13 protein-coding genes are annotated in these 16,550 nt (G+C 68.6%); 12 read left to right on the top strand and 1 reads right to left on the bottom strand.

Annotation, left to right across the window (positions count from 1 at the left end; genetic code table 11):
* Positions 1 to 3: 3 nt before the first annotated feature.
* Complete coding sequence (locus tag ABD255_RS37310; protein ID WP_344221522.1) at positions 4 to 672, bottom strand: LON peptidase substrate-binding domain-containing protein; 669 nt, start codon at positions 670 to 672, stop codon at positions 4 to 6.
* 256 nt (positions 673 to 928) lie between these two features.
* Between ABD255_RS37310 and hisD the strand changes: the two genes are divergently transcribed.
* The 12 genes from hisD (at position 929) to ABD255_RS37370 (ending at position 16,543) form a co-directional block, all read left to right on the top strand.
* Positions 929 to 2,242, top strand: a complete 1,314-nt coding sequence (gene hisD, locus ABD255_RS37315) for a histidinol dehydrogenase (RefSeq protein WP_344221523.1) — start codon at positions 929 to 931, stop codon at positions 2,240 to 2,242.
* The gene (locus ABD255_RS37320) at positions 2,242 to 3,360 is read left to right on the top strand and encodes a histidinol-phosphate transaminase (protein WP_344221524.1); all 1,119 of its coding nucleotides are present in this window, start codon (positions 2,242 to 2,244) and stop codon (positions 3,358 to 3,360) included. Before hisD ends, ABD255_RS37320 begins: the two co-directional genes overlap by 1 nt.
* 76 nt (positions 3,361 to 3,436) lie before the next feature.
* Entirely contained in the window at positions 3,437 to 4,036 is a 600-nt protein-coding gene (hisB, locus tag ABD255_RS37325) for an imidazoleglycerol-phosphate dehydratase HisB (protein WP_344221525.1), read from the top strand.
* The gene (gene hisH, locus ABD255_RS37330; RefSeq protein WP_344221526.1) at positions 4,033 to 4,674 is read left to right on the top strand and encodes an imidazole glycerol phosphate synthase subunit HisH; all 642 of its coding nucleotides are present in this window, start codon (positions 4,033 to 4,035) and stop codon (positions 4,672 to 4,674) included. The genes hisB and hisH overlap by 4 nt, the downstream gene beginning before the upstream one ends.
* Positions 4,675 to 4,870: 196 nt before the next feature.
* Positions 4,871 to 5,656: an ABC transporter ATP-binding protein gene (locus tag ABD255_RS37335; RefSeq protein WP_344221527.1), complete on the top strand. Its 786-nt coding sequence runs from the start codon at positions 4,871 to 4,873 to the stop codon at positions 5,654 to 5,656.
* Entirely contained in the window at positions 5,653 to 6,507 is an 855-nt protein-coding gene (locus ABD255_RS37340) for an ABC transporter ATP-binding protein (protein WP_344221528.1), read from the top strand. Before ABD255_RS37335 ends, ABD255_RS37340 begins: the two co-directional genes overlap by 4 nt.
* Complete coding sequence (locus ABD255_RS37345) at positions 6,504 to 8,363, top strand: AMP-dependent synthetase/ligase (RefSeq protein WP_344221529.1); 1,860 nt, start codon at positions 6,504 to 6,506, stop codon at positions 8,361 to 8,363. The genes ABD255_RS37340 and ABD255_RS37345 overlap by 4 nt, the downstream gene beginning before the upstream one ends.
* The gene (locus tag ABD255_RS37350; protein WP_344221530.1) at positions 8,360 to 9,247 is read left to right on the top strand and encodes a branched-chain amino acid ABC transporter permease; all 888 of its coding nucleotides are present in this window, start codon (positions 8,360 to 8,362) and stop codon (positions 9,245 to 9,247) included. Before ABD255_RS37345 ends, ABD255_RS37350 begins: the two co-directional genes overlap by 4 nt.
* Positions 9,244 to 10,350: a branched-chain amino acid ABC transporter permease gene (locus tag ABD255_RS37355; protein ID WP_344221531.1), complete on the top strand. Its 1,107-nt coding sequence runs from the start codon at positions 9,244 to 9,246 to the stop codon at positions 10,348 to 10,350. The genes ABD255_RS37350 and ABD255_RS37355 overlap by 4 nt, the downstream gene beginning before the upstream one ends.
* A 43-nt stretch (positions 10,351 to 10,393) precedes the next feature.
* Positions 10,394 to 11,698: an ABC transporter substrate-binding protein gene (locus ABD255_RS37360; RefSeq protein WP_344221532.1), complete on the top strand. Its 1,305-nt coding sequence runs from the start codon at positions 10,394 to 10,396 to the stop codon at positions 11,696 to 11,698.
* Between the two features lie 132 nt (positions 11,699 to 11,830).
* Positions 11,831 to 13,237 carry an alkaline phosphatase PhoX gene (locus ABD255_RS37365; protein WP_344221533.1) on the top strand — a complete coding sequence of 469 codons (1,407 nt, stop codon included), beginning with the start codon at positions 11,831 to 11,833 and terminating at the stop codon, positions 13,235 to 13,237.
* Positions 13,238 to 13,522: 285 nt separating this feature from the next.
* Complete coding sequence (locus ABD255_RS37370; RefSeq protein WP_344221534.1) at positions 13,523 to 16,543, top strand: ricin-type beta-trefoil lectin domain protein; 3,021 nt, start codon at positions 13,523 to 13,525, stop codon at positions 16,541 to 16,543.
* Positions 16,544 to 16,550: the final 7 nt, after the last annotated feature.

The raw sequence follows: 16,550 nt of genomic DNA on the forward strand, positions 1-16,550 counted from the left end.
GGCTCAGTTCGGTGACATGTCCGCCCAGGCCAGGTCGGTGGCCGGGAGCGAGGGGAGCGCCGAGATGGCGGACAGTTCGTTGTCGAGCAGGCCGACCAATTGAGCCAGTCGGGTGGTGGTGTCGATGGCCTCGAGGAGCTTCTGCCGGTCGGGGGTGAGCAGGGTCATGGCGGCCGAGATCAGGTACGAGAGGGTGCCGGGGTCGTCGGGCAGGGAGCCGATGCGCAGGCCGGGCTGGGAGATCTCGGTGACGGCGGCGGCGTACTTGCGGAAGCGCTGGACGGCCACCGTCGCCGCGCCGAGGGGGTCGTCACCGGGCTCCTCGTCCAGCCATTCGACGTCGGCGACCAGGTAGTCGCCGCCGCTGTCGAGCTCGGCCACCTTGAACCGGCGGTTGCCGGTCAGGGTGATCTCGACCGGTCCGTCGTCGTCGGCGTCCAGGCTGATCTCGGAGATGGTTGCCGCGCACCCGGTGCCGTAGAGCGACCGGAACACCCGGTCGCCGAGCTCGTAGCCGTCCCGGACCGCCACGGCGCCGCAGACGAGTTCGCCGCCGTTCTCGACCAGATCACGGATCACCGCCCGCCCCTGCACGTCGGTGACGGGAATCGGGAGCACCAGCCCGGGGAAGATCACTGTCTCGACAGTGAGAAGCGGCAGGCGGGAGTCCATGCCGTCGAGCCTAGGGCATCCGGCTCCATCCGCTGCGTGCTGCGCGGCACTCGGTGGGCACCTGACAGCACCGCAGGAGAGGTCACGATGGCCAGGGCATCGCAACCTCTCCCGCGGCACTGTCAGGCACTCCACCGAGCACCTGCTCGCGACCGCAGCGGATGGAGCCGCATGCCCATGCCAACCACCCGGGGCGGTGGTCCGCGCAGTAGACGGCGCGCGGAGGCCGGGGGAGGCGACCACTAGACTTGGGCTCATGATTCGCCGCGTCGACCTGCGGGGCCGAGTGGCAGCCGGAGAGGTTCTTGACCTCGAAGCCCTGGTCCCCCGAGCCGTATTCGACGTCGAGGCCGCCCTCGACGTTGCCCGACCCATCTGCCTGGACGTCCGTCATCGCGGTGTCGAGGCGATCAGGGAGTACGGCGAGAAGCTCGACCATGTGCGGGTGGAGGACCTCCGGGTCCCGGCCGAGGCGCTCAAGACGGCCCTGGAGGAGCTCGATCCGGCGGTGCGGAGCGCCCTGGAGGAGTCGATCCGCCGGGTCCGCGAAGTCAGCGAGGACGAGCTGGGCGGTGACGTGGAGTCACAGCCCGCGCCGGGTGGCCGGGTCACCCAGCGGCTGGTTCCGGTGCAGCGCGTCGGCCTGTACGTCCCGGGTGGACGGGCGCCGCTGGCGTCCAGCGTCGTGATGAACGTCGTCCCGGCTCAGGTAGCGGGGGTGACTTCGCTCGCTCTGGCATCGCCGCCTCAGAAGGAGTTCGGCGGACTGCCGCACCCGACGGTCCTCGCGGTCTGCGCGATGCTCGGGATCGACGAGGTCTACGCGATGGGCGGCGCGCAGGCGATCGCCGGCTTCGCGTACGGCTTCGAGGGTTGCCGCAAGGTCAACCTGGTCACCGGTCCGGGCAACATCTACGTGGTCGCGGCCAAGCGGTTCGTGCAGAGCGAGGTCGGCATTGACTCCGAGGCCGGCCCGACCGAGATCGCCGTGCTCGCCGACGACACCGCGAACGCCGCGCACGTCGCGGCCGACCTGATCAGCCAGGCCGAGCACGACCCGATGGCGGCCAGCGTGCTCGTCACGCCCAGCGAGACCCTCGCGGCCGCGGTCGAGGCCGAGTTGGAGCAGCAGGTTCCCCGGACGAAGCACCGCGAGCGGGTGGAAGAGGCACTCGGCGGCCGGCAGTCGGCCGTAGTACTGGTGGACGATCTGGATCAGGGCACCGCGGTGGTGGACGCGTACGCGGCCGAGCACCTCGAGATCCAGACGGCCGACGCCGAGGAGCGGGCCGGGCTGATCACCAACGCCGGCGCGATCTTCGTCGGTGGCTGGTCGCCGGTCTCCCTGGGCGACTACCTCGCCGGGTCCAACCACGTGCTGCCGACGGCCGGCTGCGCGTGCCACTCGTCCGGCCTGTCCGTGCGCAGCTTCCTCAAGGCCATGCACGTCGTGAATTACTCCCGCGAGGCGCTGCAGGAGGTCGCCGGGCACGTTGTCGCGCTCGCGAACGCCGAGGACCTGCCCGGGCACGGCGACGCGGTGGCGGTCAGATTCAAGGGCGAAAGCTGATGGGCCGCTTCGACGGCCTGCCGTTGCGGGACGAACTGAAGAGCTTCGAGCCGTACGGCGCACCGCAACTGGACGTGCCCTTCCTGCTCAACGTCAACGAGAACCCGTACCCGCCGAGCGAGGCGGTCGTCGCGGACATCACCGCGTCCGTGGCGGAGGCGGCCCGCGGACTGAACCGGTACCCGGACCGCGAGTTCCTCGCCCTGCGCGCGGACCTCGCGGCGTACCTGGGTCGTGAGTCGGGAGCCAACCTCACCGCCGAGCAGGTGTGGGCAGCGAACGGGTCCAACGAGGTGATGCTGCACCTGCTGCAGGCCTTCGGTGGACCAGGCCGTATCGCGCTGTCGTTCGCACCGACCTACTCCATGTACCCGGAGTACGCCCGCGACACGAACACCGGCTGGGTGGTCGGCCGCCGGTCCGAGGACTTCACACTGGATCAGAGCAAGGCACTCGCGGCGATCTCGCGGCACCGGCCGTCCGTAGTACTGCTGGCCTCGCCCAACAACCCGACCGGTACGGCGCTGCCGATCCAGCTGGTCGAGGCGGTCGCCGCCCGGACGGCCTCGATCGGGGCGGTCTTGGTGGTGGACGAGGCGTACGCGGAGTTCCGCCGGACCGGTACGCCGAGCGCGGTCACGTTGTTGCCGTCGTACCCCAATCTGGCGGTGGCCCGGACCACCTCGAAGGCGTTCGCGCTGGCCGGGGCGCGGGTCGGTTATCTTGCCGCGAGCAAGCAACTGGTCGATGCCCTGCGCATCGTTCGGTTGCCGTACCACCTGTCGGCCGTGACCCAAGCGGTCGCCCGGGCAGCGCTGCGGCACTCCGACGAGCTGCTGGGCCGGGTCGAGCAGCTCCGGGTTGAGCGGGATGAGACCGTGGAGTGGCTGCGGGCGCAGGGCCTGCGGGCCGTCGACTCGGACGCGAACTTCGTGCTCTTCGGCACGTTCGCCGACCGGCACGCCGTCTGGCAGTCGCTGCTGGACGACGGGGTACTGATCCGGGAGACCGGACCGAACGGCTGGCTGCGGGTGTCGATCGGCACCGGCGCCGAGATGGCCGCGTTCCGCGCCTCGCTGGAGAAGGTGCTCAAAACAGACGTAGGAAGGCAGACATGAGTGAGCGGAGCGAGCTCATCAAACAACACAGTGCGGTTTGTGCCTCATCCGCGCCCGGAGCGAAGCGAGGACGTGGATGAGTAGGACAGCCCGGATCGACCGGGAGACGAGCGAGTCGAAGGTGCTGGTGGAGCTCGACCTCGACGGCACCGGGCGCGCCGACATCTCCACCGGGGTCGGCTTCTACGACCACATGCTCAACGCGCTGGCCAAGCACGCGTTGCTCGACCTGCACGTGAACACGGTCGGCGACCTGGAGATCGACGCGCACCACACCGTCGAGGACACCGCGATCGGCATCGGCCAGGCGCTGCGTGAGGCGCTGGGGGACAAGAAGGGCATCCGCCGCTTCGGTGACGCGACCGTACCGCTGGACGAGGCGCTGGTGCACTGCACCGTCGACCTGTCCGGACGCCCGTACTGCGTCCACACGGGCGAGCCGGACGGCCAGGTGTACGCGATCATCGGCGGTGACTACGCCGGATCGCTGACCCAGCACGTCTTCGAGACACTCGCGTTCAACGCCGCGATCTGCGTCCACATCCGGGTGCTGTCGGGTCGCGACCCGCACCACATCGTCGAGGCGCAGTTCAAGGCGTTCGCCCGGGCGCTGCGGGCGGCCGCCGAGCTCGACCCGCGGCAGCCGGGCATCCCTTCCACCAAGGGTGCTCTGTGACCAAGAAGGTCGTCCTGCTGGACTACGGTTCCGGCAACATCCGCTCGGGTGAACGCGCGCTGCAGCGGGTCGGTGCCGACGTGACGGTGACGGCCGACTTCGACGCGGCGCTGAACGCCGACGGGCTGCTGGTCCCCGGCGTCGGCGCGTTCGAGGCCTGCATGACAGGACTGCGCGCGGTGCGTGGCGACGTCGTGGTCGACCGTCGGCTGACCGGCTCCCGGCCCGTACTCGGGATCTGCGTCGGGATGCAGATCCTGTTCGCGAAGGGGATCGAGCACGGCGTCGAGACCGACGGCTGCGACCAGTGGCCCGGTGTGGTCGAGCGACTGCGGCCCGAAGCCGGCGAGCCCGTTCCGCACATGGGCTGGAACACGGTCGACGTGCCGGCCGGGACCACCCTGTTCGACGGCATCGAGAAGGAGCGGTTCTACTTCGTCCACTCCTACGGCGTCCGCGAGTGGCAACTCACCGACACCCGGGCCTCGGTCACGCCGGCGGTCACCTGGACGTCGTACGGGGGCGACCGGTTCGTCGCCGCGGTCGAGAACGGCCCGCTCACCGCGACCCAGTTCCACCCGGAGAAATCCGGCGACGCCGGTGCGGAGTTGCTGGCCAACTGGGTTCGCTCGCTCTAGCTCTGCTGTACCACGGTGTTGCCGTGGTTTGCTCCTGACCTGCCTGGATGCGTTCTGAGGCAGCCGATTCGGGATCGATCACGTTTTGGGGAACGGCGTCCGATTTTCGGGCCGCACCCCTTCCGTAGATGACATCGGTGCTGTCACACTCACTCGCCAGAACGGTTGGAACCTTCGGGGATCCAGGAGGCCGGGCGTGCTGGCAGCGACAAATCTCGAGGTCGTCTACGACGATGTGATGCTGGTCCTGCGCGGCGTCAGCCTCGAGGTCCCGCAGGGGCGGATCGTTGCCCTGCTGGGAGCGAACGGGGCCGGCAAGTCGACGCTGCTGCGCGCCATGTCCGGGTTGCTGGACGTGCACGACGGCGAGGTACGGCGGGGCGCGATCACGCTCGACGGTGAACCCATCCACGGCCTGGGCGCCAGCCGGATAGCTGCCTTGGGCATCAAACAGGTGATGGAAGGCCGGCGGATCTTCGTCGATCTGACGGTCGAGGAGAACCTCCGGGTCGGTGGTCATGTCGCGTCGCGGGCGTTGAAGGCGAACCTCGACCGGACCTATCAGTTGTTCCCGGTGCTGGCCGAGCGGCGGCGCAAGATCGCCGGCTACCTGTCCGGCGGCGAGCAGCAGATGCTGGCGATAGGGCGGGCACTGATGTCGGACCCGCGCTACCTGCTGATGGACGAGCCGAGCCTCGGCCTGGCGCCGATGATCGTGCAGCAGATCCGGGACGTGATCGTCGAGATCAACGCGGCCGGCACCACCGTGCTGCTGGTCGAGCAGAACGCCGCGATGGCGCTGGCGATCGCCGAGCACGGCTACGTGCTGGAGAACGGCGCGATGGTGATGGACAAGCCGGCCGCCGACCTGCTGGCCGACGGCGACGTCCGCGAGTTCTACCTCGGCCTCGGCGCCGAGGGCGGGGCCCGATCGTTCCGGGACGTGAAGCACTACCGGCGCCGGAAGCGGTGGTTGTCATGACTGACCCTTCGCTGATCCCGCCCGAGCCGCCCGGTCAGGAGCCCTCGCTGACCCCACCCGAGCCGCCCGGTCAGGTGCTCGCCTTCGACGACGTGCTGCTCGAGTTCTCCGGTGTGACCGCGCTGAACGGCGTCAGCTTCACCGTCGACGCGGGCGAACTCTTCGCGATCATCGGCCCGAACGGCGCCGGCAAGACCTCCGTCTTCAACGTGCTCTCCGGCGTCTACCGCCCGCAGCGCGGCTCGGTACGGTTCGGCGACCAGAACCTGCTCGGCCTGCGCCCGCACGCGATCGCGCGGCTCGGGATCGCCCGCACCTTCCAGAACATCGAGCTCTTCTCCAACCTCACCGTGCTGGACAACCTGATGCTCGGCCGCCATCACCACCACCCGTACGGCGTACTGGCGGCGTTCGGGTGGCTCGGCAAGGCCCGGCGCAACGAACTGGCGAACCGGCGGGCGGTCGAGGAGATCGTCGACTTCCTGGAGCTCGCGCAGTGGCGGCGGATGCCGGTCGGCCTGCTCCCGTACGGCGTACAGAAGCGGGTGGAGCTCGGCCGGGCTCTGGCCTCGGAGCCGAAGCTGCTCCTGCTGGACGAACCAGTCGCCGGGATGAACCTGGAGGAGACCGAGGACATGGCCCGGTTCATCCTCGACATCCGCGACGAACTGGGCCTGCCGATGGTGATGGTCGAGCACGACATGGGTCTGGTGATGGATCTGGCCGACCGGATCATGGTGGTCGACTTCGGCCGCCCGATCCGGACCGGCAAACCCCAGGAGGTCGCCACCGATCCCGACGTGGTGCGCGCCTACCTGGGCGAGGAGCACCGGATCGTGGAGCGCGCATGAGTACCGTCACCACCGCGGTCCGGCTCGCGACGATCGCCACCCGGGTACGGGATCGGGCCGTCGCGACGCCGAACGTGATCGCCTTGCGGGAGAAGGACCTGGGCCTGTGGCAACAGGTCAGCTGGTCGCAGTACTGGTTCACGGCGGAGCAGGTCGGGCACGCGTTGCTTGCCCTCGGCATCGAGCCGGGGGACCGGATCGCGATCCACTCGGAGAACCGGCGGGAGTGGCTTTACACCGACGTCGGCGCGGTCGCGGTGCGGGCCGTCACGGTCGGCCTGTATCCGACGAACCCGGTCTCCGAGGTCGCCTACCTGCTGCGCCACTCGGGCACCCGGGTGCTGATCGCGGAGGACCAGGAGCAGGTCGACAAGGCGCTCGCCGTCGCCGACGAGCTGCCGGACCTGGAACGCATCGTCTACCTGGAGCCCCGCGGCATCCGGCACCGGTACGACGACCCACGACTGCTCGCCTGGCCGGATTTCCTTGCCTTGGGCGACGAACACCGCGATACCCATCCGGGCGCCGTGGCGGAGCGGATGGAGGCGGCCGGACCGGACGACGTGGCGACGCTGGTCTACACGTCGGGAACCACCGGTCCGCCCAAGGGCGTGATGCTGACGGTGGCGAACGTTGACTACGCCATCCAGGAACTTGTCGAACGCGGTGGCTTCACCTCGCCTCCTCCGTCGTCCAAGGACAGCGTCTTGTCCTACCTGCCCCTGTGCCACGTGGCCGAGCGCGTCTTCAGTTGCTGGTTCGGCGCCGGCGCCGGCGTCACCGTGCACTTCGCGGAGTCGATCGAGACCGTGGCGGGCAACCTGCACGAGGTGCAGCCGAGCATCCTGTTCGGGGTGCCGAGGATCTGGGAGAAGATCGCGGCCGGCGTACAGATCCGGATCAGCTCGGCGAGTTGGCTGAAACGGCACATCGGCGGCTACTGGCTGCGCCGCGCGGACTGGATCGGCGACACCCTCGCCGCGAACGGCGGCAAACACACCACCGCCTCCCGGCTGGTCCACGCGATCGGCTACCTGATCTGCTACCGCGCACTGATGGACCGGGCCGGCCTCCGCAAGGTCCGGTACGCCGCCTCGGGTGCCGCGCCGATCGCGCCCGAGGTACTGCGGTTCTTCATGGGCCTGGGTCTTCCGATGCACGAGGTGTACGGGATGACCGAGAACTCGGCCGTCGCCACCGCGAACCGGCCGGGCCGGGTCAAGGTCGGCACCGTCGGCGAAGTACACGACGGGGTGGAACTGCGGATCGACGAGAGCACCGGCGAGATCCTCACCCGGCATCCGGGCACCTTCGCCGGCTACTGGCACGACCCCGACGCGACCGCGCGGATGATCGACCCGGACGGCTGGCTGCACACCGGCGACGTGGGGGAGTGGGTCGACGGCACGCACCTGCGGATCACCGACCGGATGAAGGACCTGATCATCACCGCGGGCGGCAAGAACATCGCGCCGTCGGAGATCGAGAACGCGCTGAAGGCGTCGCCCTACATCAAGGAGGCGGTGGTGATCGGCGACCGGCGCAAGTACCTGTCCGCGTTGGTCGGGATCGAGCCGGACACCGTCGGCCACTGGGCCCAGCTGCACCGGCTGCCGTACTCGACGTACCGGGATCTGTCCTCGAAGCCCGAGGTGATCGCGCTCGTCCAGGGCGTGGTCGACGAGGTGAACGAGCGGTTCGCCACGGTCGAGCAGATCAAGACCTTCCGGATGCTCCCGAAGCTGCTGGAGCACGAGGACGGCGAGCTGACCGCGACCCAGAAGGTGAAGCGCAGCGCCGTCACGGACGCCTTCGCCGACCTGGTCGAGTCGATGTACTCCGGGGGTGTGCGGTGAACGAGTTCGTCGCCACGGTGGTCCGCGGTCTGGGCAACGGCTCGATCTATGCCCTGCTGGCGTTGGGTTTCGTCATCATCTACAAGTCCATGCGGGTGATCAGCTTCGCCCAGCCGGCCTTCATGATGGCGGGCGGCGTACTGGTCAGCTACCTCGTGTTGTCGATGAACTTCTTCCTCGCCGTCGTGGTGGCGCTGCTGCTGACCGCGCTGCTCGGCGTCGGCGTGGAGCGGCTCGCGCTGCGGCCGATGATCGGCAAGCCGGTCTTCGTGATCGCGATCATCACGCTCGGCATCGACATCGTGATCCGGACGGTGGTGAACTCGTTCATCGGCCTGGACATCCGCCAGATGGGTGATCCCTGGGGCCTGCAGCAACTGAACGTCCTCGGTGTCACGATCGACCAGCGTCACCTGGCCACCTTGATCACCACGCTGGTGGTGGTCGCGGCGCTGTTCGCCTTCTACCGCTGGTCGCGGACAGGACTGGCGATGCGGGCGGCCTCGTCGGACCAGGAGGTCGCGCAAGCGCAGGGTGTCTCGGTCGGGCGGGTGTTCTCGCTGTCGTGGGCGCTCGCCGCGATGCTCGCCGGACTGGCCGGGGTGTTCCTGTCGACCGGCATCGGGCTGGAGCAGAACCTCTGGCTCACCGCGCTCAAGGCGTTGCCGGTGATCATCCTGGGCGGTCTCGACTCGCTTGGTGGAGCGGTGATCGCCGGACTGTCGATCGGCGTGGTGGAGGCGCTGGTGGGGAACTATGGCGGCGATGTCAGCCCGCTGTTCGGCGGCGACTTCTTCCTGGTGGTTCCGTACCTGCTGATGCTGCTCGTCCTGCTGGTCAGACCGTACGGCCTGTTCGGCACCAGAGAGGTGGAGCGCATATGAGGGGTCGGCCGCAGCTCTACCTGTCGTACGGGCAGGACATGGCGTTGCTGAACACGCCGTCCAAACGATGGTGGACGCTCGTGCTCGTGCTGGTCGCAGTACTGCTGCCGTTCATGCTCGAGGACGACCTGCTCGTAGTACTGGCGACTGCGTTCGTCGCGGCGATCGGCGCGATCGGGCTCAACCTCGTCACCGGGTACGCCGGTCAGGTGTCGCTGGGGCACGCGTTCTTCCTCGCGATCGGGGCGTACACGGCGGCGGCGCTGTCGGGTGATCCGGACAGCACCCGGCTGATCGGGTTCGGGATCACCTCCTTGCCGATCTGGTTGCTTGCCGCGGGACTGGTCGCAGGGTTGGCCGGGTTGATCGTGGCACCGCTGGCGGCCCGCTTGCGGGGGTTGTACCTGGCCGTGGTCACGCTCGGGCTGGTCTTCATCGGCGAGCACATCTTCAAGCACTGGCGCGAGCTCACCGGGGGAGTGGGCGTCGGCCGGCCGGCCGCGATACCGGAGTTGTTCGGGATCGAGTTCGCGGTCGACGGGGCGATGTTCACCAAGGCGCAGAAGCTGTATCTGCTGATGTTCGTGCTGCTGGTGATCTTCGGGGTGCTGGCCCGCAACCTGGTCCGGTCGCGGATCGGCCGGGCGCTGGCAGCCGTCCGCGATCGCGATCTGGCCGCCGAGGTGATCGGCGTCGACGTGACGCGGTACAAGATGATCGCCTTCGCGGTGTCGTCGTTCTACGCCGGCGTCGCGGGGGCGTTGCTGTACGTGATGATCGGCTTCGTCGAACCGGGGTCGTTCAACCTGGCGATGTCGGTGCAGTACATCGCGATGATCCTGGTCGGTGGCGTGGCCACCATCTCGGGATCGGTACTGGGCGCGCTGTTCATCACGCTGTTGCCGCGGCTCACCCGCGAACTGCCGGCCGTGCTGCCGTTCATCAGCAGCAGTTCCACGGCCGGGGGCATCACGGTCTTCCAGGTCGAGACGATTCTGTACGGCCTGTTGATCATCGGATTCCTGATCTTCGAACCGCGAGGGCTGTTCGGGATCTGGATCCGCATTCGCACCTATTGGAAGTCATGGCCGTTCTCGCACTGACGTGGGTCGCACGCCGGTGCCGGCAGCCTGAGGAGGAAGAGCGATGAAGAGCAGTCGCAGGACGGTCGCGGTGGGCCTGGTGGCCGCCGTACTGGCCGTCGCAGGGTGCCGCAACGACGCCCCGGAGACCCAGGAGGGCAGTGAAGGCGTCAAGTTCGACGTCGGCGTGACCAAGGAACCGTGCCCGGCCGCGGTCGACCAGGCCAAGGGCTGCATCTATCTGGGGTCGATCTCGGACCTCACCGAGGGCCCGTTCAAGGCGCTCGGCGTGCCGATCACGGAGAGCCAGAAGGCGTTCTGGAAGCGCGTCAACGACGCCGGCGGGATCGGCGCCTACGAGGTCGACGTGACGAAGTACGTCAAGGACAACAAGTACAACCCGCAGATCCACAACGAGGTGTACTCCGAGATCAAACCCGACGTGCTGGGCCTGGTCCAGACGCTGGGATCACCGACCACCGCGGCCATCCTGGGTGACCTGAAGTCCAGCAGCGTGATCGGCGTACCGGCGTCGTGGACGTCGGCCTGGGCGTTCGAGGACGTCATCCTTGAGTCGGGCACGAACTACTGCTTCGAGTCGATGAACTCCGTCGACTTCGGGGCCGAGACGCTGCAGGCCAAGAGCGTGGCGGCGGTGCACTTCCCGGGCGACTACGGCGACGACGCCGCGGCCGGGACCAAGCTCGCGGCCGAGGCCAACGGGATGAAGTTCACCGACATCCCGACCGCTCCCGGGCAGGAGAACCAGGGCGCGGCGATCCAGAAACTGGTCGCGGCCAAGCCCGACATGGTCATCCTGACCACCGGTCCGACCGAGGCGGCGACCATCGTCGGCGGAGCCGCCCAGGCCGGCTTCAAGGGCCAGTTCATCGGCACCAGCCCGACCTGGAACCCGGCGCTGCTGAAGAGCCCGGCCGCTCCCGCGCTGACCGCGCTGTACCGGCAGTCGGGACCGTGGGCGCCGTACGGGACCGACACCCCGGGGCACAAGGCGCTGGCCGAATCACTGGACCCGGCGAAGTTCGCGGCCGCGCCGAACGACGGATACACGGCCGGCTGGGTCTGGTCGTACCCGCTGAAGGCTGCGCTCGAGAAGGCGGTCGAGTCCAAGGATCTCACCCGGGCCGGGCTGCTGGCAGCGGTGAAGTCGCTGGAGACCGTCGACTACGAGGGGATGCTCCCTGCTGAGGCCGGGCGGTTCGGCGGCGAGCCGAACGAGCGGGTCTTCCGGCAGAGCATCATCTCCAAGGTGGACGCGACGGCGCCCACCGGAGTGAAGGTCGAGAAGGACTTCTTCGTCGGCAAGACCGCGGAGAAGCATGAGTTCAGCAAGCCCTGCTACCAGTAGGTAGCACGCCGGACGGCGCGCGCGGGAATCCGAACTCGCGCGCGCCCGACGCGCGGTTCACCTTGTCGACGGCGGCTGTTCACCATACGTTCACTGGTGATCGACAGTTTCTGCCACCAAGGAGGCCCCCTCGTGTCCGTGGAACCGCAGTCGAATCCCCTGTCCCGGCGGCAGTTCGTCGCCCGTGCGGCCGCGGCAGGTGTTGCCGTCAGTGTGGCGGGGTCCGTCGAGGCCCTCTTCACCGCAGCACCGGCACTCGGAACGTCCGGACCGAAGATCGGTTACGGCCCGCTCATCCCGGACCCGGCGGGCATGCTCGACCTGCCGCGCGGGTTCAAGTACAAGGTGGTGTCCCGCGAGGGCACGGTCCGCCCCGACGGCCTGAAGGTCCCGTCCCGGTTCGACGGCATGGGCACCTTCCCGGACCGCCACGGCGGCAACCGGCTGGTCCGCAACCACGAGTGCAGCCCGACCGCCACGATCAAGGTGGTCGCGCCGCCCGAGCGGACCTACGACCCCGCCGCGGCGGGCGGCACCAGCACGATCGTGGTGGACCGACACAACACCCAGGACGGCGAGTACATCAGCCTCGGCGGTTCGGCGATCAACTGCTCCGGCGGCATCACCCCCTGGCGCACCTGGCTCACCTGTGAGGAGACCGAGGACAAGGCCGGCACCCGCGGCTACACCAAGGACCACGGCTTCATCTTCGAGGTCGACCCGTACGACGACCGCCGCAACAACAACCCGACCCCGCTGAAGGAGATGGGCCGGTTCCAGCACGAGGCGGTCGCGATCGACCCGGCCACCGGCATCGTCTACGAGACCGAGGACGCCTTCGTCGCCCCGCTCGGCGGCTTCTACCGGTTCCTCCCGAACCGCCCCCGGGGTGGCTGGGGGAGCCTGCGCGCGGGTGGTGAACTCCAGGCCATGCACATCGACGGCCTGCCCGACATGTCCGTCGTCCAGGAGCCCGGCACGGTCTTCCACAACGTGCAGTGGGTGAAGGTCCCCGACCCGCTCGCCACGACCGAGTCGGTGCGCGCCCAGGACTACGCGAAGCCGATCACCGGCGGCTACAAGCTCGAAGGCTGCTGGTGGGGTGCGCTGGACCGCTGCGTGTACTTCGTCTCGTCGTTCGCCCGCACCGAACTCGGTCCGAAGGTCGACCACGACGGCCAGGTCTGGCGCTACGACCCGCGCAAGCGCACCCTCCGCCTCGAGGTCATCTTCACCCGCCCGAGTCCCGGCTCGGACGACCCCGAGTTCGATGCCCCCGACAACATCACCATGTCGCCGTACGGCGGCCTGATGATGTGCGAGGACGGCCTGGGCGAACAACACATCCTCGGCACCACCGAGGACGGCGAGGTCTTCAAGTTCGCCCGCAACCGGGTCAACAACGGCACCCCCGAAGAGCCGGAGTACGGCGAACTGGCCGGCGCCGGCTTCTCCGCCGACGGCCGCACCATGTTCTTCAACGTCTACACCCCCGGCATCACCTACGCCGTCACCGGCCCCTGGCGCCGCCGCCGCTGACAACTCATCCGCTCGCCGCCCCCACCCGCGCTTCGGGTGCGGGGCGGCGCCTACGTCAACTGCTTCCGGAAAGGGCACATCCGCGTGCTCGACGGTCGGCTTCCCGACGACGGTCCGTACACGATCGAACACCGTTGATCGGCTCAGAACTCTTCGGGGTAACCGTTTTCGTGCCTGCTCTTGCACGCCCGCGGATCGTGCCGCATGCTGTCGGGCAATCTGGGGTGCTCGCCTGGGGGGACGGTGAGGGCTCGACAGTGAGGACGATTCGGGCCGGGGGGCTTCATGTTGCGTTCTGCCACCAGGACGTTGGCAGCGTTCTGTGTACTGCTGCTGGCGCCGTTGACGATGCCCGCGTCGGCACGCGCCGCGGTCGCGCCGAGCGGTTTCAGTGAACAGGTCGTGTTCAGCGGGCTGACGAATCCGTCGAATGTCGCGTTCGGCGCCGACGGCCGGGTGTTCGTCGCCGAGAAGAGCGGCCTGATCAAGGTTTTCGACTCGCTCGAGGACTCGACGCCGAGTGTGTTCGCCGACCTTCGCACGAAGGTCTACAACTACTGGGACCGCGGCCTGCTCGGCCTTGCCCTGCACCCCGACTTCCCCACCGACTCACGCGTCTACGTCCTCTACACGCACGACGGCCTGATCGGCGGGCCGACACCCAAGTGGGGAACCGTGGGCGGGACCAACGACCCGTGCCCGTCGCCACCCGGACCGACGAGTGACGGCTGCCAGGCCAGCGCGCGATTGTCGGTCCTGACGCCGAGCGGCTCGACGGTCGCGGAGCAGGTCCTGATCGAGGACTGGTGCCAGGTGTTCCCCAGCCACTCGATCGGCTCGATCGAGTTCGGGCCGGACGGCATGCTGTACGCCGGCGGCGGCGACGGCGCCAGCTTCAACTACGCCGACCACGGCCAGGACGCCTTCCCCTCCTCGGACATCACGCCCGACAACCCCTGCGGCGATCCTCCGTCACCGACCGGTACCGCACTCGCCCCGCCATCGGCTGAGGGCGGCGCGTTGCGAGCCCAGGACGTCCGCACGAGCGGCGACCCCACGACACTCGACGGATCGATCATCCGGATCGACCCCGACACCGGACTGGCCGCGCCGGGCAACCCGATGCTGAGCAGCCCGGACCTCAACACGCGACGGATCGTGGCGCACGGCCTGCGCAACCCGATGCGCTTCGACTTCCGCCCCGGAACCAGTGAGATCTGGGTCGGCGACGTCGGCTGGAGCGCCTGGGAGGAGATCGACCGCATCATCAGTCCGGCCACGGTGACCAACTTCGGCTGGCCCTGTTACGAAGGCGCCGGCAAGCAAAGCGGGTACGACGGGCAGGACCTGAGCATCTGCGAGAACCTGTACGCCGCCGGACCGTCCGCGGTCGCGGCGCCGTACTTCGCCTACAACCACTCCGAAAAGGTGGTGGCCGGTGAGAGTTGCGGGTCCGGCAGTTCCTCCATCACCGGCATGTCCTTCTACGAGCAGGGCAACTACCCACCGGAGTACGACGGCGCCCTCTTCTTCGCCGACTACAGCCGCAAGTGCGTCTGGGCGATGCTCCCCGGCGCCAACGGACTGCCCGACCCGTCCGAACTCGTGACGTTCGCTTCGGGCTACGGGACCACCAGGCTGCAGACCGGGCCGGGCGGTGACATCTTCGCGGTCGACTACGACAACGGCCGGATCATGCGCTACGTCTTCAACGGGACCAACAACCCGCCGACCGCGATCATCGACGCCGACCCGAGCGGCGGTCCGAGCCCGCTCACCGTCACCTTCGACGGGACAGCCTCCAACGACGCCGACGGCGACGCGCTGACCTACGCGTGGGACCTGGACGGTGACGGCCAGTACGACGACTCGACCGCGGCGACCGTGCAGTACACGTACACCGGCAGCCAGGTCGTCACCGCCAGGCTCCGGGTGAACGACGGCCGCGGCGGTACCGGCACCGCGTCGACCCAGATCGACGTGGCCAACGGTCCACCAATCGCGACCATCACCGCACCCGGACCGGCGACGAAGTGGAAGGTCGGCGACACCATCAGCTTCGCCGGTACGGCGACCGACCCCGAGCAGGGCACCTTGCCCGCATCGGCGCTCACCTGGGCGCTGATCATGCACCACTGCCCGAGCGACTGCCACGCGCATCAGATCACCACGAAGACCGGCACGAGCGGCTCGTTCACCGCACCTGACCACGAGTACCCCTCGTACCTGGAACTCAGGCTCACCGCCAAGGACAGCGGCGGGCTGACCGACGTCAAGAGCGTGCGGCTCGACCCGACGACTGTGGGGCTCACCTTCGCGACCCAACCGTCAGGGCTGAAGCTCACCTACTTCTCCAAGTCGGTGACCACCCCAACGACCAGTACGGCGATCGTCGGGTCGAACGGATCCCTGTCCGCCGACCTGTTGCAGCCGGCCGCCGGCAAGCTCTACCGGTTCGCGTCCTGGTCCGACGGCGGTGCGCGCAACCACAACTTCACCGCGCCCGCCACCCCGACCACGTACACGGCGACGTACGTGCCGAAGCGGAATCTGGCGCTCAACCGCCCGGTGGCCGTGTCCAGCGTGTACACGGCGGGGCGCGAGGGCCCGAAGGCAGTGGACGGCTCGATGTCGACGGCGTGGTCGAGCGCGCGGACCGATCCCCAGTGGTTGCGCGTCGACCTCGGCTCGGTCCAAGTGGTCGACCGGGTACTGCTCAACTGGCTGGGATCGGCCTACGGCAAGGCCTATCTGATCGAGGTGTCGGGCAGTGGCCGGACGTGGAAGACCGTCTACTCGACCACCGTCGGAGACGGCGGCATCGACAACCTCACGTTCACTCCCAACTTCGCCCGGTACGTGCGGATCACCGCGACGACCCGGGGTGTCGCGGGCAGCTATTACTCGCTGTGGGAGTTCGGCGTGTTCCAGGACACCGGTCCGATCACCGGGATCGCCGGCCAGTGCGTCGACATCTACCAAGCCAGCTCGGCCGACGGTACGCCGACAACGCTCTACACCTGCCACGGCAAGGCGAACCAGCAGTGGACCCAGTTCGAGGACGGCACCATCAGAGCCCTCGGCAAGTGCCTGGACGCCCGCGGTACGGCGCTCCGCACTCCGGCCGTGCTGTGGACGTGCGACGGCAGCGAGGGCCAGAAGTGGTTGCCAAGAGCAAACGGCACCCTCCTCAACGTCCGCTCCGGCCAGTGCCTCGACGCCACCGGCGGCCTGAGCGCAAACGGCACAAGACTGATCCTCTACACCTGCCACACCGCGATCAACCAGAAGTGGACCCTCCCGTGAACCGGCC

The organism is Kribbella sancticallisti (genome assembly GCF_039530625.1).
Taxonomy (GTDB): Bacteria; Actinomycetota; Actinomycetes; order Propionibacteriales; family Kribbellaceae; genus Kribbella; species Kribbella sancticallisti.

What these genes read in the sequence shown, in the direction of transcription:
- ABD255_RS37310 (WP_344221522.1), bottom strand. Translation starts at nt 672, where the DNA reads ATGGACTCCCGCCTGCCGCTTCTCACTGTCGAGACAGTGATCTTCCCC.
- hisD (WP_344221523.1), top strand. Translation starts at nt 929, where the DNA reads ATGATTCGCCGCGTCGACCTGCGGGGCCGAGTGGCAGCCGGAGAGGTT.
- ABD255_RS37320 (WP_344221524.1), top strand. Translation starts at nt 2,242, where the DNA reads ATGGGCCGCTTCGACGGCCTGCCGTTGCGGGACGAACTGAAGAGCTTC.
- hisB (WP_344221525.1), top strand. Translation starts at nt 3,437, where the DNA reads ATGAGTAGGACAGCCCGGATCGACCGGGAGACGAGCGAGTCGAAGGTG.
- ABD255_RS37340 (WP_344221528.1), top strand. Translation starts at nt 5,653, where the DNA reads ATGACTGACCCTTCGCTGATCCCGCCCGAGCCGCCCGGTCAGGAGCCC.
- ABD255_RS37345 (WP_344221529.1), top strand. Translation starts at nt 6,504, where the DNA reads ATGAGTACCGTCACCACCGCGGTCCGGCTCGCGACGATCGCCACCCGG.
- ABD255_RS37355 (WP_344221531.1), top strand. Translation starts at nt 9,244, where the DNA reads ATGAGGGGTCGGCCGCAGCTCTACCTGTCGTACGGGCAGGACATGGCG.
- ABD255_RS37360 (WP_344221532.1), top strand. Translation starts at nt 10,394, where the DNA reads ATGAAGAGCAGTCGCAGGACGGTCGCGGTGGGCCTGGTGGCCGCCGTA.
- ABD255_RS37370 (WP_344221534.1), top strand. Translation starts at nt 13,523, where the DNA reads ATGTTGCGTTCTGCCACCAGGACGTTGGCAGCGTTCTGTGTACTGCTG.